This window comes from Arthrobacter sp. EPSL27 (assembly GCF_001512305.1).
Classification (GTDB): Bacteria; Actinomycetota; Actinomycetes; order Actinomycetales; family Micrococcaceae; genus Arthrobacter.
In genome coordinates this window covers 239811-262931 of record NZ_LNUT01000004.1, presented here as the reverse complement: position 1 = coordinate 262931, position 23121 = coordinate 239811, and the positions used below count along the sequence as shown (strand labels likewise).

At 67.8% G+C, this 23121-nt stretch carries 20 protein-coding genes, 1 tRNA gene and 1 rRNA gene; 9 read left to right on the top strand and 13 right to left on the bottom strand.

Annotated elements, in window-relative coordinates:
* The first annotated feature begins 3 nt into the window (after positions 1–3).
* The gene (flgL, locus tag AR539_RS05965; RefSeq protein WP_066433578.1) at positions 4–888 is read left to right on the top strand and encodes a flagellar hook-associated protein FlgL; all 885 of its coding nucleotides are present in this window, start codon (positions 4–6) and stop codon (positions 886–888) included.
* Positions 885–1292: a flagellar assembly protein FliW gene (locus AR539_RS05960; protein ID WP_066433575.1), complete on the top strand. Its 408-nt coding sequence runs from the start codon at positions 885–887 to the stop codon at positions 1290–1292. The genes flgL and AR539_RS05960 overlap by 4 nt, the downstream gene beginning before the upstream one ends.
* 28 nt (positions 1293–1320) lie before the next feature.
* Here the strand turns inward: AR539_RS05960 and AR539_RS05955 are convergent, their stop codons facing one another.
* From AR539_RS05955 to AR539_RS05940, 4 genes are all read right to left on the bottom strand, one after another.
* Positions 1321–1866: an AMIN-like domain-containing (lipo)protein gene (locus AR539_RS05955; protein ID WP_066433568.1), complete on the bottom strand. Its 546-nt coding sequence runs from the start codon at positions 1864–1866 to the stop codon at positions 1321–1323.
* A 246-nt stretch (positions 1867–2112) separates the two neighbouring features.
* The gene (locus tag AR539_RS05950) at positions 2113–2415 is read right to left on the bottom strand and encodes a DUF4193 domain-containing protein (RefSeq protein ID WP_056741192.1); all 303 of its coding nucleotides are present in this window, start codon (positions 2413–2415) and stop codon (positions 2113–2115) included.
* Between the two features lie 154 nt (positions 2416–2569).
* Positions 2570–3058 (bottom strand): GyrI-like domain-containing protein, encoded by a 489-nt coding sequence (locus AR539_RS05945; protein ID WP_066433565.1) that lies wholly within the window; start codon positions 3056–3058, stop codon positions 2570–2572.
* Positions 3059–3146: 88 nt separating this feature from the next.
* A complete protein-coding gene (locus AR539_RS05940; protein WP_066433562.1) occupies positions 3147–4055 on the bottom strand; it encodes a hypothetical protein in 909 nt (302 codons plus the stop codon).
* 174 nt (positions 4056–4229) lie between these two features.
* Here AR539_RS05940 and AR539_RS05935 point away from each other — a divergent pair, with 174 nt between their 5' ends.
* Complete coding sequence (locus tag AR539_RS05935; RefSeq protein WP_231728503.1) at positions 4230–4751, top strand: hypothetical protein; 522 nt, start codon at positions 4230–4232, stop codon at positions 4749–4751.
* Positions 4752–4840: 89 nt separating this feature from the next.
* Here AR539_RS05935 and AR539_RS05930 read toward each other — a convergent pair.
* Together AR539_RS05930 and AR539_RS05925 are read right to left on the bottom strand one after the other, a co-directional pair.
* Positions 4841–4917, bottom strand: a tRNA-Thr gene (locus AR539_RS05930).
* Between the two features lie 148 nt (positions 4918–5065).
* On the bottom strand, positions 5066–5956 hold the full coding sequence (locus tag AR539_RS05925; RefSeq protein ID WP_066433560.1) for a DsbA family protein: 891 nt from the start codon (positions 5954–5956) through the stop codon (positions 5066–5068).
* Positions 5957–6280: 324 nt separating this feature from the next.
* Between AR539_RS05925 and AR539_RS05920 the strand changes: the two genes are divergently transcribed.
* From AR539_RS05920 to AR539_RS05905, 4 genes are all read left to right on the top strand, one after another.
* On the top strand, positions 6281–7690 hold the full coding sequence (locus tag AR539_RS05920) for an alpha,alpha-trehalose-phosphate synthase (UDP-forming) (protein ID WP_157360981.1): 1410 nt from the start codon (positions 6281–6283) through the stop codon (positions 7688–7690).
* Positions 7680–8492, top strand: a complete 813-nt coding sequence (gene otsB, locus AR539_RS05915) for a trehalose-phosphatase (protein WP_066433557.1) — start codon at positions 7680–7682, stop codon at positions 8490–8492. Before AR539_RS05920 ends, otsB begins: the two co-directional genes overlap by 11 nt.
* 258 nt (positions 8493–8750) lie before the next feature.
* Positions 8751–9833, top strand: a complete 1083-nt coding sequence (locus AR539_RS05910) for an ABC transporter ATP-binding protein (RefSeq protein ID WP_066433555.1) — start codon at positions 8751–8753, stop codon at positions 9831–9833.
* Positions 9834–10005: 172 nt separating this feature from the next.
* Positions 10006–11439 carry a DUF4032 domain-containing protein gene (locus AR539_RS05905; protein ID WP_066433553.1) on the top strand — a complete coding sequence of 478 codons (1434 nt, stop codon included), beginning with the start codon at positions 10006–10008 and terminating at the stop codon, positions 11437–11439.
* Between the two features lie 29 nt (positions 11440–11468).
* On the opposite strand, the gene AR539_RS05900 is transcribed toward AR539_RS05905, so the two are convergent.
* From AR539_RS05900 to AR539_RS05880, 5 genes are all read right to left on the bottom strand, one after another.
* A complete protein-coding gene (locus AR539_RS05900) occupies positions 11469–12836 on the bottom strand; it encodes an FAD-binding oxidoreductase (RefSeq protein ID WP_066433552.1) in 1368 nt (455 codons plus the stop codon).
* A 55-nt stretch (positions 12837–12891) separates the two neighbouring features.
* Positions 12892–14898, bottom strand: coding sequence for a glycoside hydrolase family 13 protein (locus AR539_RS05895; RefSeq protein ID WP_066433547.1), 2007 nt, complete (start codon positions 14896–14898; stop codon positions 12892–12894).
* A gap of 2 nt (positions 14899–14900) precedes the next feature.
* The gene (locus AR539_RS05890) at positions 14901–15866 is read right to left on the bottom strand and encodes a sugar ABC transporter permease (protein ID WP_082699214.1); all 966 of its coding nucleotides are present in this window, start codon (positions 15864–15866) and stop codon (positions 14901–14903) included.
* Positions 15863–17512 carry an ABC transporter permease subunit gene (locus AR539_RS05885; RefSeq protein ID WP_066433546.1) on the bottom strand — a complete coding sequence of 550 codons (1650 nt, stop codon included), beginning with the start codon at positions 17510–17512 and terminating at the stop codon, positions 15863–15865. Before AR539_RS05885 ends, AR539_RS05890 begins: the two co-directional genes overlap by 4 nt.
* 140 nt (positions 17513–17652) lie before the next feature.
* On the bottom strand, positions 17653–18951 hold the full coding sequence (locus AR539_RS05880) for a sugar ABC transporter substrate-binding protein (protein WP_066433539.1): 1299 nt from the start codon (positions 18949–18951) through the stop codon (positions 17653–17655).
* 348 nt (positions 18952–19299) lie between these two features.
* Here AR539_RS05880 and AR539_RS05875 point away from each other — a divergent pair, with 348 nt between their 5' ends.
* Positions 19300–21093 (top strand): glycoside hydrolase family 13 protein, encoded by a 1794-nt coding sequence (locus AR539_RS05875; protein ID WP_082699213.1) that lies wholly within the window; start codon positions 19300–19302, stop codon positions 21091–21093.
* Between the two features lie 2 nt (positions 21094–21095).
* Positions 21096–22127, top strand: a complete 1032-nt coding sequence (locus AR539_RS05870; RefSeq protein WP_066433536.1) for a LacI family DNA-binding transcriptional regulator — start codon at positions 21096–21098, stop codon at positions 22125–22127.
* Between the two features lie 128 nt (positions 22128–22255).
* On the opposite strand, the gene AR539_RS05865 is transcribed toward AR539_RS05870, so the two are convergent.
* Positions 22256–22756 (bottom strand): SRPBCC domain-containing protein, encoded by a 501-nt coding sequence (locus AR539_RS05865; RefSeq protein ID WP_066433533.1) that lies wholly within the window; start codon positions 22754–22756, stop codon positions 22256–22258.
* A 275-nt stretch (positions 22757–23031) separates the two neighbouring features.
* Positions 23032–23121, bottom strand: a 5S ribosomal RNA gene (gene rrf / locus AR539_RS19895).

Below are 23121 nucleotides of genomic sequence, written 5' to 3'. Positions count from 1 at the left end.
CCCATGCTGAACCGTGTCACAAACCTGACCATGAGTGCCACCGCCCAGCGGACCCTGCAGACCCAGCAGTCCCGCCTGGCCGAGCTGCAGGAAAAAGCCACCTCGCTCAACAAGATTTCCCGCCCCTCCGACGATCCCGCCGCTACGGCGCAGGCCCTCCAGACCAGGGCTCGAATGGCTTCTGCTGCCCAGTACGCGCTCAACATCGAAGACGGCAACCGCTGGCTTGCAGCCGCCGATTCGGCTCTGGAGCAGGCCACTAACGTCGTCCACAAGATGCAGGACCTTGCGGTGCAGGCCGGCAATGACACCCTCAGCGCATCGGGCCGGGAAGCCCTCGCCCGTGAACTGGAAGGCCTGAACGAGGACCTGCTGTCCATTGCCAACCGGAAACACCTGGGCCGCAATATCTTCGCCGGCAGCTCGGATGCCGCCAGTGCTTTTACGGGCACACCTGCGGTGTTCAAGGGAGTTCCCGATAGTTCCGTCGAGCGTCGCGTCAGCGAGAGCCAAACAGTTCGGGTGGACGCTGACGGAGCCGCGATCTTTGGCGACGGCCCGACGTCCATCTTCGATACCGTAAAGGGCATGGTCACGGCTCTTCGCGGCGACCAGGGTATTGGCGCCTTGGCGGGTCAGCTGGAGTCTGGTGTCAAGAACGTGATTGACGGACGTGCTGATATTGGAGTACGCCAGGCGCAGTTGGAACGCGCCGGCAACGTAAACACAGAATGGGAGGCCACCTTGGACGCGCAGCGGAACGGCATTGAGAAGGCAGATCTTGGCAGCGTGATCATGGACCTGAAGCTCCAGGAGACCAACTACCAGGTGGCGCTGGCCGCCACGGCACGGGTTCTTCAGCCAACTTTGATGGACTTCCTGCGATGAACACCCCTGTGGCCGACGCTCCCGTCAGCAGCACGCCCGTGTTGTTCACCGCGCCCATGCCGGGCTTTGAGAACGCCCGGGACTTCACCCTGCGGAGCGTCGAAGGCGCCGCAGGTCTCTACGCCCTGGAGGCCGGCTCGCCGGTCCCGGTGAGGTTGTTCCTCGCCGACGCCGCCGTCTTTGCACCGAACTACGCCCCGCCGGTCCCCGCTGCCACCCTAGATGCCTTGGACCTCAAGCACGGTGAGCGCCCCCAGGTGCTGGTGGTGCTCAACCACGCCCCCGACGCCACCACGGTCAACCTCATGGCTCCCATTGTGCTGAACCCGGCCACGCGGCGCTGCACCCAGCTGGTCCTGGACGGCCGCGAGTACCCGCTCCGGGCCGACCTCGGCTCGCTCTAGCCGGCGTCATCCCCACCGGGGTCCCGGATCACCAGAAATGCGCGACGTCGATCACCAGCCGTGATCCCGCGCCCGGCCCCTCCAGGGTGAAGACGCGGAACGGCAGCCGTGCCCGCACTCCGAGCCCCAGGCTGGAGTACCCCTCAAAGCTGCCGGCCCACGCCACCTGCCGGAAGGTCTGGTAGCCGGTGACGTCGGTCAGCTCGTCGGGGTTGGCCGGGTTGTACGTGGCGTTGCCGTTCTCGTCATAGGCGGGCGCATTGGCTGTGACCTGCAGGAACGCCTGCCCGCGCAGGGCGATCGGCAGACCGGAGCCGTCCTGCACCACCTGCGGCACGTAGCGGACGGTGTACCCGGCAGCGGGCCCGTTCAAGTCAAGGACCAGCCGGTCGAAGCAGTAATGCTGGCCGGTGCGGACGTTGGTCACCTGGGCCTGGCTCATGGCGGGATCCGCCTTGACCAAAGATCCCCACACCAGTCCGCAGTACGGTGCCGCGGAGGCGGGACCCGGCGCCACGAGCGCCGATCCGGCAGCCAGCAGGATCGCAACTAACCACACCCGGAACTTCTTCATGTTGGGCCGCCCCCTCGAGAGATGAGATAGCTCCAGAATAGGAGCGTTTGGGGTCCGCTTCGAGGGGCAAACGGCCTAGGTGCCCCAACCGTTAGCTTGCGGGGGCCCGGGTCACGGGACGGTTGCGCCGCCGTCGTGCGCCTGCCGGGGAGGCCCGCGGGAACGGCGAAGCGCCGGGCCCCTCAACGGATCCGGCGCTTCGCGGTGCTTACTTGCTGAAGTGGTGGTGCGCGGTGGAAGGTCCCCTTAGCCTTCGCAGTCGCGGCAGTACTTCAGGCCGTTCTTTTCCTTGGCCACCTGGGACCGGTGACGGACCAGGAAGCAGGAGGAGCAGGTGAATTCATCGGACTGCTCGGGTACAACAATGACCGTCAGTTCTTCGCCGGAAAGATCGGCGCCGGGAAGGTCGATGCCTTCAGCCGTGTCGTTCTCGTCGACGTCGATGACGGCAGTCTGCGCGCCACCGCCGCGGGACGCCTGGAGGGCCTCCAGCGACTCAGCGGGAGACTCTTCTTCTGTCTTGCGGGGTGCGTCGTAATCGGTAGCCATTTGGGGGTTCACTTTCGTTGCTGCGCAGCGCCATTTCAGGCACCTCAGTGAAGCAGTTTAGGACATTATGCACGCCCGGGAAGAATAGTGTGGCGAATCCGACACTTTGCGTCGATTTCCGCGTCCGGGCGACGTTTTCGGGGGTTCCGGGGCCTCATTCGACAGGCCAGATAATCAGTGTTTTCCAGCTGGCCGGGTCCGGTTCTGCAGCAGGATCGCTAAGGTAGTACTCCCACATGGTGTTCCCCGGGGTGACGCCTTCGGCCTGCATCTTGGCCATGATTGCTCCGTACGTTTCGGGCAGCGCCTCGTACGGCCCGATGTGCATCGCCTCATAGGCCCGGCCGGCCGGGAGCGTCCCTGCGGTCACGCCGCCAGCGGTCCCGCCGGGAAACGGCGCCGCCACCGGAAACCCCGCTTCGACGTCGACGACGTCGGTCGGCATGCCGCGGTACATGGCAAAGGGCGGCCCGGCCAGCTGCACGTGCTGCTGCTCCGCCGCCCCCATCACCTGGTGGTAGGCGCGGTCGAAGAAGTCGCGCAGCTTGTTCATGGGAACGGTCTCCCGCAGCACGGCGGTGGGCTGCTCTTCGAGCTGGGTGGACTCGATGTCCGGCGTCTTCTCCGGAGTGGTTTCAGTCATGAGCCCAGATTCCGCTTCCCTGTCTCCGCGGACTAGGGCCTAACGTCCCCCGGCTCCGCTCCCGGCGGGCGCCGCCGCGGTGGTTGGATCAGTCGATCACGTTCAGATCAGGGATCCACTTCTCCTGCCCCTCCTGGGCGTTGTACATCAGGATCCAGACGCCGTCCTTGGCGCCATGAATGTCCGTAAACGGCGTGTACGCGAAGTAAAGCTGGTTGCGCGCCTGTGTTTCAGTGTTTTGCATTTCCACGATTTTGAACGTCAGCTCTTCCCAGGAACCGTCGAACGGAATGAAATTGTTGGATTCGTTGACGATCTGCGTGCCCTGCGACTCGGACACGGCGGCGAGGACGTTGTCCTTACTCAGCGCGGCGGGCCGGGAGGCGTCCGCATAGGCAGTGGTCAAGAGGGGCGAGACCCTGGACGGTGCCATCTTGGTGTAGTTGTTGTCGGCCGCCGGGGTGGTGGCGGCGAAGGCCGCGTCCGGCTGGACACTCCAGCGGGCGGTCGCCGCTTTGAGCTGATCGTCCCCCATGATCTGGGCGCCGGTGCCGGAGCTGGGCACCTTTTCGGGGGCCGGGAGCTGGCTGCCCGGGGCGATCGCAGCCATCCCGGCGATCGCGTAGTCCTGGTACACCTCACGGAGGAACGCCCCGTAGGCGAGCTGGTCGTCCCGGCTCTGCTGCTGGAACGTGGCCATATCCATGGCCTCCAGCGTGCTGATCTTCTGCTGCTGCTCCGGGGTGAGTGCCTTGAACGGCGCGCTGTCCTGCAGTGCGGTCCATCCGGAGGCCGCCGGGGCGGCGGAGCCTGCCGGGGACTGGGCGGCGGACGATGCGGGGGCGGTGGGGCCGGGCGCTGCCTGGCTCCCGGTCGCGGCACTGGACGGCGCGGTGGCCTCCGGGGCGGCGCCGGAGGTGCACCCAGAGAGCACCGCGCCGAGGGTGAGCAGGGTTAACCCGGCCGCTGTGCGCCGCTGCAGGTTCCTGCTGGTCATGGCGTCCCCCCGAAGTCGGTGTAGAAACATTGTGCACATTTCCGTAGCCGATATCCACGGTCATGATGCCGGAGGGCAAACAAAACCGCGCCGTGCCTCGAACTGGCCGAGGCCTGTTCCCCTGGGTGCGGGCGGGCAGCTTGCCGGTTGGCGGGCTGACCGTAGACTCGACGCATGTCTGGTTCCGGGGGAACACGAAAAGTCCACGGCGTCCTGCTGCTTGCCGGTATGGTGGCCGCCGGCGGCCTGGCCGGCTGCGCCTACGAGGACGAGGGTGAGCCGCAGCCGACCGCCGTCAGCTCAAGTGCCCGGCCGGTGGCCGCCGTACCGACGAAGGGGCCGGACCTGTTGGCCGTAGAAGACCGCAACTATGCCGAGCTGGGCCGGCGCCTTGGGCCGGCGGATAAGCCCGTCCTCCTGGTCGACGGCGGCCCGGCCGACGGACCCGGGGTCGGATTCAGAAAAACCGCGAAGGTGACGGCTGCCGGCCCGCACACTGTCACCGCCGCGTGCGTGGGGCTCCCCGGCGCCCAGATCTACCTCACCCAGGAAGTCCAGGGCGGCACAGAAGGCACGACGTTCGAGCTGGACTGCTCGGGGACCCACACGCAGCTGGTGCAGCTCCAGGAAGGGTACGTGGGCGTGCATCTGGTCCGTTACCGGACGGTGCCTGGACCGGCGGGGTCGCCGGCATAAAAATCACCGTCGGATGATGCATCGGCGCTCTACCTGCACAGCGAAAAACCCCTCCGTTCCGGGCAAAATCGCCGGAACGGAGGGGTTAGTGGGGCCCCCTGTCGGATTCGAACCGACGACCCCCGCTTTACAAGAGCGGTGCTCTGGCCAACTGAGCTAAGGAGGCATTCCTGCGCTGGCGGGCACCGGGCCGCGGTGCGGGCCCCTGTGCCGTGCGCTAGATAAGGGTAGCCCACGGACGCCCGGGGATAAAAACAGGCCCGGCCCCGGAAGAATCCGGAACCGGGCCTGCGCCGATCTGCTGGCAGAACCGCTTACTGCTTGGCGTCGATGGCTGCCTGGAGGAACTCCTCGAACGGGGTCTGGGCGCTCTCGCCCTTGCCCCACTGCTGGCCGTCCACGAAGACGGTCGGCGTGCCGGTGACACCGATCGACGCCGCCTGCTGCGTGGTGTACTTCACCCACGGGCGGAAGGTCTTTTCCTCCACGCAGGTGTCAATGCTCTTGGCGCCGACGTCCGTGGCCATCTTCTTCAGGTCCGCATCGGAGATGCCGGCGCCGCCTTCAGCCGGCTGCTTCTCGAAAAGCACGTTGACGAAGTCGGCGTACTTCTCCGGCGATTCGTTCACCACACAGGCAGCGGCGTTGGCCGCACGGGAGGAGTAGTTGGTGGTGGAGCGGGTGTCCAGGAACCCGAGCGGACGGTACTCGACGCTGATCTTGCCCTCGTTGCGGAGGTTGGTGAGCGTCTCGTTGTACTGGGTCTCGAAGTTCTTGCACACAGGGCAGATGAAGTCGATGTAGAGGACCACCTTCACCGGCTTGCCCGCCTCGGCTTCAGCGCCGGGGGCGGTCACTGTAGCCGGCGGGGTGTCCGCCGGAGCGGGAATGTCGGCCACCCGGACCGTTGCAGGCTCGGTCTTCGCCACCTCGGAGTTGGCCAGCAGCGTGACACCGCCGTACACGTTGCCGTTGGCCGGAGTGGGGCCCTCGTCGGCAACCGGGGCGTTGTTCTGGATGTTCGAAGTGACCACCAGGGCCACCACCACAATGATGGCGACGACGGCGGCAACGATGCCCCAGCCGATGAGCAGCTTGTTGCGCTTGTCCTTCTTCAGCTGCGCTTCGCGGATCTCACGGGCTTTCTCCCGCGCCGCGGCAGTTCGCTCAGATTTGGACTGACGGGGTTCGTTTGCGGGGCTCATTAGTTCCTCGGGTCGATCGGCCGGTGGTGTCCACTTGCGTGGCAATTCATCATTTTAGGGGAGAAAACTGGGAACTTGCGCTTTCAACAATCCCCCACGCCGCCCCACGGGTGAATAGCAGCCGCCCAACGGGTGAATAGCACAGATGATTCCCCCCGACTAGGGTGGAGAGGAGCCACGAGCGATCCCCAGGGGGCACCAATGCAGGCCACGCAACACGCCGAACCACGTCTGGAATCAGCGGACGAATCCGCAGGAGAGTCCGCGCACAGCACAGCTGCGCACGGCACGGACGGTACCGATCCCGACGCGCAGTATGACTTTATGGTGGTGTCCAACCGCCTGCCGGTGGACCGCTGCTCCCCGGACGAGCCGGGTTGCGAGGACGGCTGGCGCCGCTCCCCCGGCGGACTGGTCACGGCCCTCGCGCCCATGATGGCCAAGACCGACGGCGCCTGGGTGGGCTGGCACGGCGCCCCGGACGAGCACCTTCAGCCGTTCAGCCACGGCGGCATCGACCTGGTGCCGGTCCAGCTGAGCACGCACGACATCGAACTCTTCTACGAGGGCTTCTCCAACGCCACCCTGTGGCCGCTCTACCACGATGTGATTGCCCCGCCGGAGTTCCACCGAAAGTGGTGGGATTCGTACCGCAAGGTCAACCGCCGGTTCGCGGACGCCGTCATCCACCATGCCGCCGCCGGGGCGACCGTCTGGGTGCAGGACTACCAGCTGCAGCTCGTCCCCAAAATGCTGCGCGAGGCGCGGCCGGACCTGAAGATCGGCTTCTTCAACCACATCCCCTTCCCGCCGCCGGAGATTTTCGCCCAGCTGCCGTGGCGCCGTGCCATCATCGACGGGCTGCTCGGGGCGGACCTGGTGGGCTTCCAGCGCAGCAGTGACGCCGGCAACTTCATGCGCTCCGCCCGCCGCTTCCTCGGCGCCAGCGTCAAGCAGCAGCAGGTCCACGTCAAGGGCAGCGACGGCCAAACCACCCATATTGCCCGCGCGCAGGCATTTCCCATCTCCATTGACGTCAAGCAGATCAGCGAGCTTGCGCAGAAGCCCGAGATCATCGAGCGCGCCCAGCAGATCCGCCGGGACCTCGGCAACCCCAAGACCATCCTCCTCGGCGTCGACCGACTCGACTACACCAAGGGCATCCGGCACCGGCTCAAGGCCTACGAGGAACTGCTGGCGGACGGCAAGGTGACGGTGGAAGGCGCCACCCTGATCCAGGTGGCCAGCCCCAGCCGGGAGCGTGTGGAGCAGTACCGGCTGCTGCGCGAGGAAGTCGAAGGCACCGTGGGGCACATCAACGGCACCTACGACACCATGCAGAACACGGCGGTCCGCTACCTGCACCACAGCTACCCCATCGAGGAGATGGTGGCGCTCTACCTGGCGGCGGACGTTATGCTCGTCACCGCCCTGCGGGACGGGATGAACCTGGTGGCCAAGGAATACGTCACCGCCCGGACCAAGAACGACGGCGCCCTGGTGCTGAGCGAATTCGCCGGCGCCGCGGACCAGCTCAAGCAGGCCCTGCTGATGAACCCGCACGACATCGACGGCCTCAAGGACACCATCATGAGGGCCGTGGACATGCAGCCTGCCGAGGCTGCCCGCCGGATGCGGGCCATGCGCAAGCAGATCCTGGACCACGACGTCGACCTCTGGTCCTCGGATTTCCTGAACGCCCTGAAGGAAAAGGTTGTCCGCGATGACTCCTGACCCCGCACAGGAGCAGACCCCGCTGTCGCTCTCCCCCGAGCTGCTGGACGCCGTCCGGCGGATCGCGGGCACCGAACACCTGCTGGTCGCGATGGACTTTGACGGCACCATGGCGCCGCTGGTGGACCACGCGGCGGATGCCCGCTCCCTCCCCCGCTCGGCAGCGGCCTTCGCCGCCCTTACCGAACTGCCGCGGACGACGACGGCGCTCATCTCGGGCCGCGCCCTCGACAGCCTGCGGGCGGTCGCGTTTCCCCCGGAGAAGACCCTGCTGATCGGCAGCCACGGCGCGGAGGTCTGGATGGGCCCCGGGTCCGCGAAGTTGGAGCTCGACGACGAACGCCGGGAACTCCTCGCCGACGTCCGGCGTGAGCTCGAGGGCATCGTCGAGGTGGCTCCGGGCACCCTGCTCGAGGACAAGCCGGCCGGCGTCGTCCTCCACACCCGCCTTGCCGCGGACGACGTCGCGGCCGACGCCGTCGCCGCGGCCCGCGCCGTCCTGCAGGACCGGCCGGGTGTTTACCTGAAGAGCGGGAACCGGGTGCTGGAGACCTCCGTGGTGCATGCCTCCAAGGGCGAGGGCGTGTCCTTCCTGCGCCAGGCCACCGGCGCCACGGCCACCATCTTCGCCGGCGACGACACCACCGACGAGGACGCCTTGGCCCGGTTGCTGCCCGGAGACCTCGGCGTAAAGGTGGGGCTGGACTTCACCCAGGCCCAGTTCCGCGTGGAGGCTCCGGTCTACGTCGCCGAGCTGCTGGAGGCCCTTCTGCGGGAACGGAAGCGCGCCCTTGGCCTGTGACCCCTAGCGCACCCGGCACCCAAAGTCGGCCGAATCACATGTGACATCCGTAACTTTTTGGCCCATTTAGGAAAAATCTGACATACTCTGGGTTGTGATGTGGCGCACAAGTACCGTGCGGCGTCATTGGATACTCCTCGGCCTCCGCCGGGGAGTATGCGCACGACCAGGTGCTGACAACTGAATTAACAATCGAATAAAAAGACCATTCACAACGGATCGTCCGGCACGTACCTGCCGGTGAAGGGATTGATAACTGTGGCTACAGTTACTTTTGATAACGCAACACGTCTGTACCCGGGCACGGAAAAGCCCGCTGTTGACAAGCTCAACATTGAAATCGCCGACGGCGAGTTCCTGGTCCTCGTTGGACCCTCCGGCTGCGGCAAGTCGACCTCCCTGCGTATGCTCGCAGGTCTTGAGGACGTCAACGCCGGTCGCATCCTGATCGGCGACCGCGACGTCACCGACGTTCCGCCCAAGGACCGCGACATCGCCATGGTCTTCCAGAACTACGCGCTGTACCCGCACATGACCGTCGCCGACAACATGGGCTTCGCCCTGAAGATCGCCGGCGTCAGCAAGGAAGAGCGCGCCGAGCGCGTCCGGGAAGCCGCGAAGCTCCTGGACCTTGAGCCCTACCTCGACCGCAAGCCGAAGGCCCTCTCCGGCGGCCAGCGCCAGCGTGTTGCCATGGGCCGCGCGATCGTGCGTAACCCGCAGGTCTTCCTCATGGACGAGCCGCTGTCCAACCTGGACGCCAAGCTCCGCGTGCAGACCCGTACGCAGATCGCCTCCCTGACCCGCCGCCTCGGCGTCACCACGGTCTACGTGACCCACGACCAGGTCGAGGCCATGACCATGGGCGACCGCGTTGCCGTGCTGAAGGACGGCCTGCTGATGCAGGTCGACACCCCGCGCAACCTCTACGACAAGCCGAAGAACGTCTTCGTTGCCGGCTTCATCGGCTCCCCCGCGATGAACCTGCTGGAACTCCCCGTCGTCGACGGCGGCGTCCAGTTCGGCGGCACCGTGTACCCCGTGCCGCGCGACGTCCTCGAAGAGGCCCACGGCCAGACCGTCACCGTCGGCTCCCGCCCGGAAGACCTCGAGACCGCACCGCAGGGCGAAGGCCTCCAGGTTGAGGTCGACGTCGTCGAGGAACTCGGCGCCGACGCCTACGTCTACGGCCACACCACGCTGGACGGCAAGAGCCACGACATCGTGGCACGCGTCGACGGCCGCCGCCCCCCGATGAAGGGCGAGTCCATCTACGTCCGCCCGCAGTCCGGCCACGTTCACCTGTTCGACACCAAGACGGGCCTGCGCCTCGGCGACTGATCCCCACCGGCACCCTAACCTCGCTCCGCTTCGGCCAGGGAACCCTGCCGGCGTGGGCCCTGGTTAGATCCGACGGCGGTCCTCCCCTTTGGAGGGCCGCCGTCGGGCGTTAAACCTGCCCTGCAGCACCTCTTCGTTAGGGCCGCCGCCCTGAGTACGGAAGAATTGGTTTATGACCGAGCGAAACTCCAGCACCGAGGACAACGGCGCCCACTGGCACGACGAACCCACCGACTACGGTCAGATCGGCAAACTGCCCCGGTTCGAAGCCGCCAGCGCCAATGACAGCAAGTCCATGGCGTCCAGTTCCCTGAGCATCACGGCCGCCGCCACCGAGCCGGAGCTCCTGGACCTCCCGTGGCACATCGCCCTCGAGGACTGGCCGGCGGAGTACCTCGCCGCGCTCCCCCGCGGCATCTCCCGGCACATTGTGCGCTTCGCCCACCTGGGCGGCTCGGTGATCGCCATCAAGGAAACCTCCGAGCACGTGGCCCGCCACGAGTACCACATGCTCCGCAAGCTCGCCCGGCTGGACGTTCCCTGCGTGGAACCGGTGGCCGTCATCACGGGCCGCACCACGCCGGACGGCCGGCCGCTGAACCCCGTGTTGGTCACCCGGCACCTGAAGTTCTCCATGCCGTACCGTGCCCTCTTCTCGCAGATGCTGCGCAAGGACACGCTCACCCGGCTGATCGATGCCCAGGCCCTGCTGCTGGTCCGGTTGCACCTGATCGGCTTCTACTGGGGCGACGTGTCGCTGTCCAACACCCTGTTCCGGCGCGACGCCGGCGCGTTCGCCGCCTACCTCGTGGACGCGGAAACCGGTGAGCTGTATCCCGATCTCTCCACGGGCCAGCGCGAATATGACCTGGAAATCGCCCGGGTCAACATCGCCGGTGAACTGATGGACCTCCTCGACGGCGGCCTCATCGAGGAAAAAGTGGACCCCGTGGCCACGAGCGAGCTCATCATGGACAGCTACCGGCGCCTCTGGACCGAGCTGACCGAGAAGGAATCGTTCGAAATCGGCGAGCGCTGGCGTGTGGCAGCCCGCATCCGGCGGCTCAACGAACTGGGGTTCGACGTCGAGGAATACGCCATCAAGACTACCCAGAACGGTTCCACCATCCAGCTGCAGCCCAAGGTGGTGGACGCCGGCCACCACCAGCGGCGGTTGTTGCGCCTCACCGGGCTCGACGCGCAGGAGAACCAGGCCCGCCGGCTCCTGAACGACATGGACTCCTTCCGCGCGGACAACAATCCCGGCATGGACGAGGAATACAGCGCCCACCTGTGGGTCAGCCAGATCTTCGAACCCGTGGTCCGGTCCATCCCCCGCGACCTGTCCGGGAAGCTGGAGCCGGCGGAAGCCGTGCACGAGATCCTGGAGCACCGCTGGTACATGTCGGAGAAGGAGAACCGGCACATCCCGCTGGCCGAGGCCGTGCAGTCCTACATCGACTCCGAGCTCCGCCACCGGCGGGACGAGGCGGCGATCATGCTGAATCCGGACACGGGCATGCTCAAGATCCTCGAAGTGGAGAATGAGGAATCCCGCTACGGCGCGGACGAGTCCATCGAGGAGTACCCGGACGCCGACGACTAGATCCAGCGCAGCTGGGCTACGTCAGCGGGCTAAATCGCCTTGCCGGGGTTCAGGATGCCGGCCGGGTCGAAGAGTTCCTTGATCCGGCGCTGCAGTTCGCGCACGGGTTCCTTCTGCTCGAGCCCCAGCCAGCGCAGCTTGAACTGCCCGATCCCGTGCTCCCCGGTGATGGTGCCGCCCATCGCCAGGGCCACGGTGATGGACTTGTCCAAGGCAGCGCCCAGCCGCTCCATCGCGTCCGTGTCCGCAGCGGCGTCGGCCCGGTCCACCCAGAACGTGGGGTGCAGGTTCCCGTCGCCGGCGTGCGCCACCACCTTGAGGCTGACCCCGTACGCGGCCGCCATGGCCTCCAGCTCCGCGACGTAGTCCACCATCCGGGAACGCGGGACGGCCACGTCCTCACCCACCCGGTATTCGTCGTCGACCTCCACTCCCCGGCTGTTGCGCCGCAGCTCCACGAGCTGCTCCGCCTCAGCGCTGGCCTCCATGGTCACCACCGCGCCGCCCGCTGCCAGGACCGGGCGGATCGCCGCTGCCTCGGCCGCCGCGCCGAAGCCGTCGGTCTGGATCAGCAGCAGTGACTGCCCCCTGGCGGCGAGGTCGGAGCCGTGGATCGCATCGAGCTGGGCCAGGGTGCCGCTGTCCAGGAGCTCCATGATGGCCGGCTGCACCCGCGCCTTGCCGACGGCCAGGACGCCCGCCGCTGCGCTGCGGAAGTCCGGGTAGAACGCGGCCACCGTGTGCACGTCCTGCGGCAGGTACTTGAGCCGGACGGTGATGCCGACGACGATTCCGAGGGTTCCCTCGGAGCCGGTGAACAGTGCGGTGAGGTCGTACCCGGCGACGCCCTTGAACGTCTGGTGGCCGGTGTGGATGAGCGAACCGTCAGCCAGCACCACGTCGAGGGCCAGCACCGAGTCCCGGGTCACCCCGTACTTGGCGCAGCGCAGTCCCCCCGCATTGGTGGCCACGTTGCCGCCAATGGTGGAGACCTTGAAGCTGGCCGGGTCCGGGGCGTACATCAGCCCGTGGACGGCGGCAGCAGCGTTAAGGTCGGCGTTGATGACGCCGGGCTCGACGACGGCCGTCTCGTCATCCGGGCTGAGGTCCAGGATGCGGTTCATCCGTTCCAGGCTCAGCACGATGCAGCCCTGGCTCGCGTGCGCGCCGCCGGAGACACCTGTCCCGGCGCCGCGGGCCACGATCGGGACGCCGTGGGCCGCGCAGGCACGGACCACGGCCTGGACTTCCTCCACCGTTTCGGCCCGGACCACGGCCTGCGGCAGCTGGTAATCCAGCACCGGGGCCTGGTCCACGGCGTAGGCGGCCAGCGTGGGGGCGTCCAGGGCGACCTTCGCCGCGCCCAGGGCAGAGGTGAGCTCGTCAATGATGCTCATGGGGTCTCCCGTTCGTTCGAATCCGGGTTTCAGTCTATGGCCCGCATCCGGCCGGTCAGGCGCCGCCGGCGCCCGACTGCGGCCGCAGGGTGCCGGGGAGCACCCAGACGGCGGCCGCGGCGCCCCGGGTGCAGATCAGGGCGCCTGGCGGGGCGGCATCCGCCCTGACCTGCCGGGCAGCCGGTAGGACGGCGTCGACGGGGCCGGTGGCGTACGCCGGAGCCTCTGCAAGGGCCGCCAGCTGGGCGCCGGTGAGCGCTCCGGCCGGCAGCACCACGTCCGCCGCGGCCCGCGCCACGGCCACCAGCACGGAGCCCGCGCCCGTTTCCCGGATGAACACCATGGCGTCGCCGTGCGCATACAGCCACCGGATGCCGCCTCCGGTCAGTGCGGGCTGATTCCGGCGCAGGTCGGCGAGCGCGGCGTAATCGTCCCGGAGGTCGGTGCGGACCCGGCCCGGGTCGTTCCACGGCATCGGAGTCCGGGACGCTTCCCCGTTGTACCCCTCGAGCCCGAACTCGTCGCCCGCGAAGACCACGGGGACGCCGGGCAGCGTGAACATCAGCACGGCGCCGAGCAGCTGGCCGCCGTCGATCATCACGGTGGCGGCACGGGCGGTGTCGTGGCTGTTCAGCGCGTTCATGTTCTGCTGCCGGACGTCCCAGCTGAAAGCTGCCGCGAGGTCCAGGTGCGTGGCCAGGAAGTCCTCCGCGCCGGTCCGGTTGGGACCGGGCAGTGGGGTGCCGAAGAAGTTGACGTGCGCGGCGTCCCCGGCCAGCCAGGACCACAGCGGCCGGGTGAAGTTGGAGTAGGTCATGGCACCGTGCCAGTGTTCACCGGTGAAGTCCGGTGCGGCGTCGTTGGTGGCTTCAGCCAGCAGCGCCGCGTCCGGGTTGATCTCCCGGACCCGTCGCGCGATCAGCCGGGCCACGTCCTGGTTGAGGTCCGTGGCGCCAAGCCGTCCGGTCATATTCCCGACGTCGATCCGCCACCCGTCCAGGTTGAACGGTGGTTTGAGCCACCGCGCCACGGGCGAGTCGTCCGCCAGGACGAACCGTTCCCGGAGCGCGTCCGAGGTCCAGTTGAGCTTGGGCAGCGAGGCTACGCCGTACCACGCCTCGTACCCGGTGCCGTCCGCGTGGAAATGGTAGTACCCCGCCTCAGGTGAGCCGGGTCCCGAGCGGGCCCGCCTGAACCATTCGTGGGCGTCGCCGGTGTGGTTGGCGGTCAGGTCCCCCATCACCTTGAGGCCGCGGGCGTGCGCCGCGGCGACGAGCTCCACCAGCGCCTGGTCCCCGCCGAGGAGCGGATCCACGGACTCAAAGGTGGAGGCGTCGTAGCGGTGGTTGGAACGCGCGGGAAAGAACGGCGTCAGGTAGATGACGTCCGCCCCGAGCTGCTGGATGTGGTCCAGCTTTTCGGTGATGCCGCCAAGGTCCCCGCCGTAGAACTGGTACGGGGTCTGCGGGCCGGCGCCCTGCACCTCGGTGGTGTCCCAGCTGCAGGGCACGGCCCACTCCGGGAAGCCCCCGGCGGGGATATCTATGCCGGGCTCGGCTGCGGCGGAGCGGGCAAACCGGTCCGGAAAGACCTGGTACATCGTGCCCGTGCGGAGCCACTGCGGCGCCGAGGGGAACGTGGCCAGGCGGAAGTCGGCGTAGTCGGAGACGTCCCGGCTGAAGAGGCCCTGGGCGTTGAGGCTCCAGTAGCGCCGGGTGCGGCCCGCACTGCCTGCCTCGCTGGCGGCGCCGCCGTCGTCGTCGTCGGGCCCTGCCTGTCCGTCCGGGACCTCCAGCAGGAACCGGTAGCGGGCCACCGGGTTGGTGACCGTCATGGCCGCCTCCCACCAGGCCCAGCCGTCCGCCTCGCCCAGGTTTGTGCAGGGCGCGTAGCGGGGCTCGCCGTCGTGGATCGAGCGGAGCCACACCCGGGAGGCGCGTCCCCAGCCGGCCGGGATCCGGACCCGCAGCAGGGCCTCGTCGCCGAGGTCCGGCTGCTGCGGGGCGTACAGGGCGGAGCCGTCGTGGTGCGGCAGCGGCCCGGTCTGACCCGGCACCGTCATGGCTAGCCCTTCACCGAACCTTGGGTGAGGCCGCTGACGATGTAGCGCTGCAGGTAGAGGAACAGGGCCATGACGGGCACGGCGGCCAGCACGGCGCCGGCGGCGAAGACGCCCCAGTTCTCGGAACGCTGCTGCGCCACGAAGGAGTAGAGCCCGACGGCGAGGGTCTGGCTCTCCGGGTCGGTGAGGACCACGGACGCGATCACGAATTCGCCGGAGATGGCGATGAAGGACAGCAGGCCCACCACGGCCAGGATGGGGGTGACCAGCCGCATGATGATGCCGAAGAAGATCTGCGTGTGGCTGGCGCCGTCGATCTTGGCGGCCTCGTCGAGGGACTGCGGGACGGTGTTGAAGAACCCGTACATCAGGTAGGTGTTCACGCCCAGGGCGCCGCCCAGGTAGACCATGATCAGGCCCAGCTGGCTGCCCAGGCCCAGCGCCGGGATCACCTCGGAGATGCCGCTGAGGAGCAGGAAGATCGCGACGACGGCCAGCAGCTGCGGGAACATCTGCAGCAGGAGCAGGCTCAGCAGGCCGATCCGGCGGCCCTTGAACCGCATCCGGGAGAACGCATACGCCGCCATGGCGCCGAGGAACACAGTGGCCGCGGACGTCACGACGCCCACCACCATGGTGTTCACGAACCAGCGGGCATAGGGCCGCGAGGGGTTGTTGAACAGCTCGGTGAAGTTGCCGAAGTCGATCCGGCTGAACAGGGCGTTGGAGCCCACCAGTGTGCCGGTGGAGTTGAACGCCGCGGACAGGACGTAGAGCAGCGGGAAGATCGCGAAGAGGGTCACGGCGATGCCGACGAGGTGCCGCCAGCCTTTGTCCTTGAACCAGACGCCGAACGGGCGCCGGCGCTGCAGCGCGCGGAGACGGTCGACGTCGGTGGCCTGTGCCCCGCCGTCGGGGCCGGACGGAGCCGGCGTGGTGGCGACAGTGCCTGGTGCTGACCCGTTCATGAGTTCACGTCCTCGAGTGCTTTGGTCTGTTTGAAGCTGATGGCCGAAACCGTGGCCACAATGATGAAGATGATGATGGCCAGGGCGCTGGCGAGGCCGTAGTCGCGGCCGGTGCCCTGCCCGAACGCCACTTTGTACACCAGGGTGATCAGGATGTCCGTGGCCCCGATGTCCCGGTCCGTGTCGGCGAACCGCGGTCCGCCGCCGGTGAGCATAAAGATCACGTTGAAGTTGTTGAAGTTGAACGCGAACGAGGAGATCAGCAGCGGCGCGATGGACACCAGCAGCAGGGGCAGCTTGATGGAGCGGAACACCCGCCAGGGGCCGGCGCCGTCCATCCGGGCTGCCTCATCCAGTTCCGTGGGCAGCGATTGCAGGGCGCCGGTGCAGACCAGGAACATGTACGGGAAGCCGAGCCAGAGGTTGACCACCAGCACGCTGATCTTGGCCAGGGTGGGCTCCGTGAGCCACCCGATGGTGGCCCCGCCCAGCAGGGTCTGGTTGAGCCAGCCGAACTGGGGATTGAGGATGCCGGACCAGACCAGCCCGGACAGGAACGCGGGGAAGGCGTAGGGCAGGATCATGAGGATCCGGTAGACCTTCTTGCCGCGCAGGTCCTCACGGTTGAAGGTGATGGCCAGGAAGAGCCCGAGCGCGAAGGTCAGTGCCACGGAGGCGATGGCGAACGTGAAGGTCCAGAGGATGACGCCGAACAGCGGTCCGCGCAGGCTGGGATCGGTGAAGGCGCGGGCGAAGTTCTCCATGCCGACGTCGATCTTCCAGCCGGTGGTGAGGGTCTCGCCGTTGGCGTCCGCGAAGGCGCCCTTGCCGTTGTCCCGGTAGACGGCGCCGGACTCGGTGTCGGTGAAGGTGTCCGCGGCGGCGTCGTAGGTCAGGGCCGGCTGGAACTGGTAGGCGTTGCTGCCGTCGGCCGTGCGCAGGGTCCCGTCGGCCGGGTCGTCGGAGACCGGGACGGTGATGGCGAGGATGCTCTGCTGGTTCGCGACGATTTCCTGGAAGGTCAGCGTCCGGTAGCCGTCCACGGCGTTGGCCTTGCCGGCGGAGTCCGTGCCGGCGTCGGGGACTTCCTCGAGCGGGGTCTCGGTGTTGCCGAGCGAGGCCTTGCCGTCCGGGTCGGTGAAGAGCAGGTAGAAGGAGTTGTCCTTGGCGAGGACGGCGGCCTTGTAGGCCGGGGAATCGGGGACCCGCTTCTGCGCGGTGAGCTGGATGGCCGCGATCGCGTCATCCTTGGTGCTGTTGTGCCCGTCGCCGTAGTTGGTGAAGGCGATGTAGCCGCTGAACAGGACCACAAACACCTGGAACACCAGCAGGAACAGGACGCCCGGGGCCAGGTACTTCGCGGGGAGCCCGCCCTTGCGCAGGTAGATCCAGTTGATGGCCAGGACGACGGCGGAGGAGACGGCCAGCGCACCCCAGGACTGGCTGAGGAACAGCATCATCAGGACGTAGACGGCCAGGGCGTCCACCAGGCTCAGCAACACGATCTTGGCGACGGTGCCCTTGGTGGTGTCGGGGCCGAAGCAGCGGCGCTTTTTGCCCGGGCGCCCGGGGGCGCCGTCAGGGGCTGTTGCCGTGCCCTTTGCGGCGCTTGGGGTGCCGGCCTGGCGGAGTTCGGTGTCTGTCATGGCTGTCTACAGTCCTTGGGGAGCAGCTGGTGGCGGTGCAGGAACGGGCCGGGCGGCATTGCTGCCGCCCGGCCCGGTGCGGTTCGGTTCCTGGCGGTCCGTTACGGAACGTGGCGGTCCGTCAGGAACCGGGGCGGGGACTAGCCCGCGATTTTGGCTTTGATGCTCTCGGCCATCTTGGCCCAGTCGGCGGCCGGGTCGCCCTGGCCCTTGATCAGGGCCAGCTCGGTGGCTCCCCAGTCAGCCCAGACGGCGCTCATTTCCGGGATGGCCGGCATCGGGACGCCGGTGGCGCCGATCTTGCCGAAGGCCTCGACGACGGGATCGCTGGCGGCCTTCTCGAAGGATGCCTTCAGCGCCGGCGGACGGCCGCCGGCCTTGTACATGGAATCCTGCGCTGCCTCGGAGGTGAGGTAGTTCGCGACGAACTCGTTGGTGGCCAGGGCGTTGGCGCTCTTGGAGCTGATGAAGAAGCCGTTGACGCCGATGAACGGCTGGGCCGGCTTGTCACCGGCGGTGGGCAGCGCGTCCACAGCGAACTTGATGCCCTTCTTCTGGACATCCGGCACGTTCCACGGGCCCGTGAGGAAGTACGGGGACTCGCCGGCCAGGAACTTCTCCTTGGCAATGTCACCGGTGATGTTGGAGTTGATGATCTTCTCGCCGGCGTCACCCCAGGCGGCCAGCTTCTTGGCGAACTCGACGCCGGCGGCGTCGCCGATCAGGAGCTGCTTGGGATCGTAACCGCCGTCGGCAGCTTTGCCGAAGACCTGGGAACCCATGGAGGCCTGCAGCGGGTACAGGTGGTAGGGATCGCCCTGCTTGGGGTCCATGCCCACCAGGAACGGGAAGGCGGCCTTGCCGTCGGCGACGGCCTGCTTGCCGTTGGTGATGACCTCGTCGAAGGTCTTGGCAGCTGCCGGCACCATGTCGGTGTTGCGGAGCAGTGCGATGTTCTCAATCGCGTACGGGACGCCGTAGACAGAACCGTTGAAGGCCATGGCCTTGATGGAGGAGTCCTGGAAGGCGGAGGCCTTGTCGCCCAGCTCAACCGGGGCGATGACGCCGTTCTGGACGAACTTGCCTACCCAGTCGTGCGGGCCAACGATCAGGTCCGGGCCCTTGCCGGTGGGGACCTGGGTGATGAAGTCGTCGCGGACTGCTGCGAAGTCCTTGACGACGAGCTTCACTTCGATGCCCGTGTCGGCCTGGAACTTGGCGGTGATGTCCTTCAATGCGGGCGAGCGCTCGGCGTCGACCCACATGGTGATGGTGCTAGCCCCGGAGGCCTTGAGGTCCGGCTTGGCGGTGGCCGTGGCCGGAGCGGTGGCGGCTGCCCCGCCGCAGGCGCTCAGCGCCAGAGCGGCGACTACGGAGATCGCGCCGGCCGTGAATACACGGCGGCTGGTCCCGGTTGTGAGGGTGTTCTGCACCTTCATTGGTGTCCCTTTCATGAATGCTGCATCCACGCTGAAGGCTCCGTCCGAGGGCTCTGGTGAAGACTCCGGGGGCCTGGTGGCATCGTCGGTGATGTGGCTCACAGCTGCAAGCGCTTCCAAGTTACATGCTTGGTCCGCGTTTGCAAAGTCACTCTACCGGCGGGTAACCATCCAGACCGAATCCGGCCCCGGGAGCGGAGGCTGCGGGGTGCAGCAGGATTTCTGTGCAAGGCCGCGGATTGTGGCGCAGCACCCGGAGTGAGGGCCGGGACTGGGCAGGGAACCGCATATGACCGTCTTTTCTGGAAGCGCTTTCATTTTCGCTGGTCCGGCCTTACGATTACCGGCATGTCCGTTGACTCAGCACTCCTCGCCCCCGCCGATCCGGCCCTGCCGCACGGCGGCGTCTTTCCCGGCACCCTGACACCGGTTCACCCCGCCGACCACCTCCCGGGCTGGTGGCGGTCCGCCGTCATCTACCAGGTGTATCCGCGCTCTTTCCGGGACCTGAGCGGGGACGGGATCGGCGATCTGGCCGGGATTACCGCGGAGCTGCCGAAGCTGGCGGAGCTGGAGATCGACGCCGTCTGGCTCTCCCCGTTCTACCGCTCGCCGCAGCGCGACGCCGGCTACGACGTCAGCGACTACTGCGACGTCGACCCGTTGTTCGGCACCCTGGCGGACTTTGACGCCATGATGGCCGAAGCCACCAGGCTTGGCCTGCGCATGATTGTGGACCTGGTTCCCAACCACTGCTCGGACCAGCACGTCGCCTTCCAGGCAGCTTTGGCGGCACCTGCCGGCAGCCCGGAACGGGACATGTTCATTTTCCGCGACGGCCGCGGGACCTCCGGCGAGGAGCCGCCCAACAACTGGGAGTCCCACTTCGGCGGCCCGGCCTGGACCCGGATCACCGAACCGGACGGAACACCCGGCCAGTGGTACCTGCACCTGTTCGACACCTCCCAGCCGGACTTCAACTGGGACAACGACGCCGTCCACCAGGAGTTCGAGCGCGTCCTGCGCTTCTGGCTGGACCGTGGGGTGGCCGGCTTCCGGGTGGACGTTGCCCATGCCCTCGTGAAGGCCCCCGGCCTGCCGGAATGGGGCGGCCGCGCCGACGGGAACAGCTGCGACGGCTTCCCCGGCCACGACGCCCCGATGTTCGGCCAGCCGGCGCTGCACGACATCTACCGCAGGTGGCGGCAGATCCTGGCCGAATACGGACCGGACCGCATCCTGTGCGCCGAAGCAAACGTTGACCCGCTCCCCCGCCTGGCGGACTGGGTGCGGCCCGACGAAATGCACCAGGCCTTCAATTTCCCCTACCTGCACGCCGGCCTGGATGTCCACCGCATGCGCGGGATCATCACCGAGTCCCTGACGGCACTCGACGCCGTCGGAGCCCCCAGCACCTGGGTGCTCTCCAACCACGACGTGGTCCGGCACGCCACCCGGTTCGGCTACGACGGGCACGCACCGCGCGACGGCGACGGGATCGGCAGCGGCGACCCGCAGCCGGACGAGGACCTTGGCCGCAGGCGGGCCGCAGCGGCCTCGATGTTTATGCTGGGCCTGCCCGGCGGCGCGTACCTGTACCAGGGCGAGGAACTGGGCCTGCCCGACGGCATCGACATCCCGGACAGCCAGCGCCAGGACCCAACGTTCGCCCGGACCGGAGGCGAACGGCTGGGCCGCGACGGCTGCCGGGTGCCGCTGCCGTGGCGTGCTGCGGAGCCCAACGCGGGCTTCGGCGCAGGCGCTGCACCGTGGCTTCCCCAGCCGGCGAGCTTCGCCGGACTGGCCCGCGACGCCCAGGCCGCGTCGCCGTCGTCGCACCTCAACCTGTACCGCCGCATGCTGGCCGCACGGCGGGACCTGGGCCTAGGCCAAGGGTCGTTGGCCTGGGCGGAGGACTGGTGCACGGACACGTCCCTGGCCTACGTCAACGGCAGCACCCTGGTGCTGCTGAACGCGGGCCGGGAACCCCTGGACCTGCCCGCCGGGCGGGTGCTGCTGCGCAGCGCCCCGGAGGCCGGCGCGGAAGTCCCCGGGTCATCCGCGGCGCCCGGCTCAGGGCATCGGTTAGGCTCAGGGGAAACTGTTTGGCTGGAAATCTACATCGAGGACGCGGAGAGCTAAGAATGCCCGGCATCAAGGACGTCGCGGAGCGCGCTGGCCTCTCCATCGCCACCGTTTCGCGGGCCTTGAGCGGCAAGGGCAATGTCTCCGCCCGCAGCCGTGAACGCGCGCAGAACGCCGCGGCCGAACTCGGCTTCGTCCTCTCCTACCACGCGTCCAGCCTGGCCTCCGGGCGGAACCACAACGTTGGCGTGGTGGTTCCGTCCGTGCACCGCTGGTTCTTCTCCTCGGTGGTGGAGGGCGTCTCGGCGACGCTGCTGGACGCCGGGTACGACCTGACGCTCTACAACGTCAGCGAGGGCCAGGACCGGCGGCACAGCGTCCTGAACGATTTCCTGCTGCGCAAGCGCGTGGATGCGGTGATAGCGGTCTCGCTGGAGCTCAGCGAGGCGGAGATCCAGCAGCTGCTCGCGATCCACCGACCCATCGTCGGGATCGGCGGGCCGCTGCCCGGCGCCTCGACCATCCGCATCAACGATTCGGCGATCGCCGAATCCGCGGCCCGGCACCTGATCCAGCTCGGGCACAGCAAGATCGCCCACATGACCGGGGACGCCGCGTACGACCAGGACTTCCGCCTGCCGGGCACCCGCCAGGCCGGGTTCAAAAAGGCCATGAAGGACGCCGGGCTGGAGGTCCGGCCAGAGTGGCAGGTCTCCGCCGACTTCACCATCCAGGGCGCGTACGACAGCGCCAGGCAGCTGCTGGGCAGTTCTGTGGAACGGCCGACGGCGGTGTTCGCCGCTTCCGATGAAATGGCGATCGGCACCATTCTTGCCGCCCGGGATTTCGGGCTCCGGGTGCCGTCCGATCTTTCGGTGATCGGGATTGACGGCCATGAGCTCGGCGAGGTGTTCGGCCTCACCACCATCGACCAGGACGCCCGCGGCCAGGGCGCGCTGGCCGTGCGGCGCCTGCTGGCGCGGCTCGACGGCGGCGGGGACCCCGAGGATGCCGACACGGAATACCCGACGCGGTTTGTGATCCGCTCCAGCACGGCCGTTCCGCCCGAGGACTCAACGCCTCTGCGCTAGGGCTGCTCCGGACCATGCGCTAGGGCTCAGGGGTGAAGCTCTGCGCTGTGGCCGCCCCGGCGGGCTCAGGGCTGTGGCTGCCCCGGCGCCGGCTGATTTACCGCTCTCCTAGGCCCGCGTGCCTGGTTTCAGGCTCCCGAGCCGCCCATAAAGCGGACAAAGCGGTCCAGGACCCCGGGCCAGCCGGCCGCGTAGTCGGCGCGCGCCGCGGCAGGGTCCTCGGCGCCTTCCCAGCCGCTGTGGACCAGGCGCAGCTCCGTGCCGTCCTCCACTGTCCGGAACGCGACCCGCACCTCTGTGGACCAGACGGCGGACGTGCCGGGATGCCAGCTGGCGTGGAAGGACAGCGGCGGCTGCCAGTCGTCAATGGAACCCCAGACGGCCGTCCTGCCGTCGTCAGCGCTCTCCAGGACCAGGTTCTCCTCAAACTCCACGTACGAGCCTGCGCCGTAGACGCTGTGCTCCTCAAGCGGCCACCACAGGTGGGTGTGCTCCGTGAACCCCATAAAGGCACGGGCGACGGCGCCCGGCACCACCACGGTGTACACCACGGGGTCGAGCTCGCCGGTGGAGGCAGGCTCCGCTGTCCCGGCGGCTTCAGAGGCTGCGTGGCTGAAAAGGTTATCCATGGGCATCAACTTTACCCGCGCCCCGCACTACCGACGCTCCCTCACTTATGGCGGGAGCACTACCGACGCTCCCGCAGATCCTGCCGGCCAGCAGCCGACGCTCCTGCAGCTTGTGCGTGGGCCGGCGCGACAGGTGACCGGATGTGAGGGAGGGTGCGTGGCAGGGCCTCCTGATCTGAGGGAGGGTGCCCTGCAGGTGTGGTTTGGGGGTTTAAATGCGGGAGGACCCCCGAACTTATGTTCGGGGGTCCTCGACCTAATGATGTTCCGGCGGTGACCTACTCTCCCACACCCTCCCGGGTGCAGTACCATCGGCGCTGTGGGTCTTAGCTTCCGGGTTCGGAATGGGACCGGGCGTTTCCCCC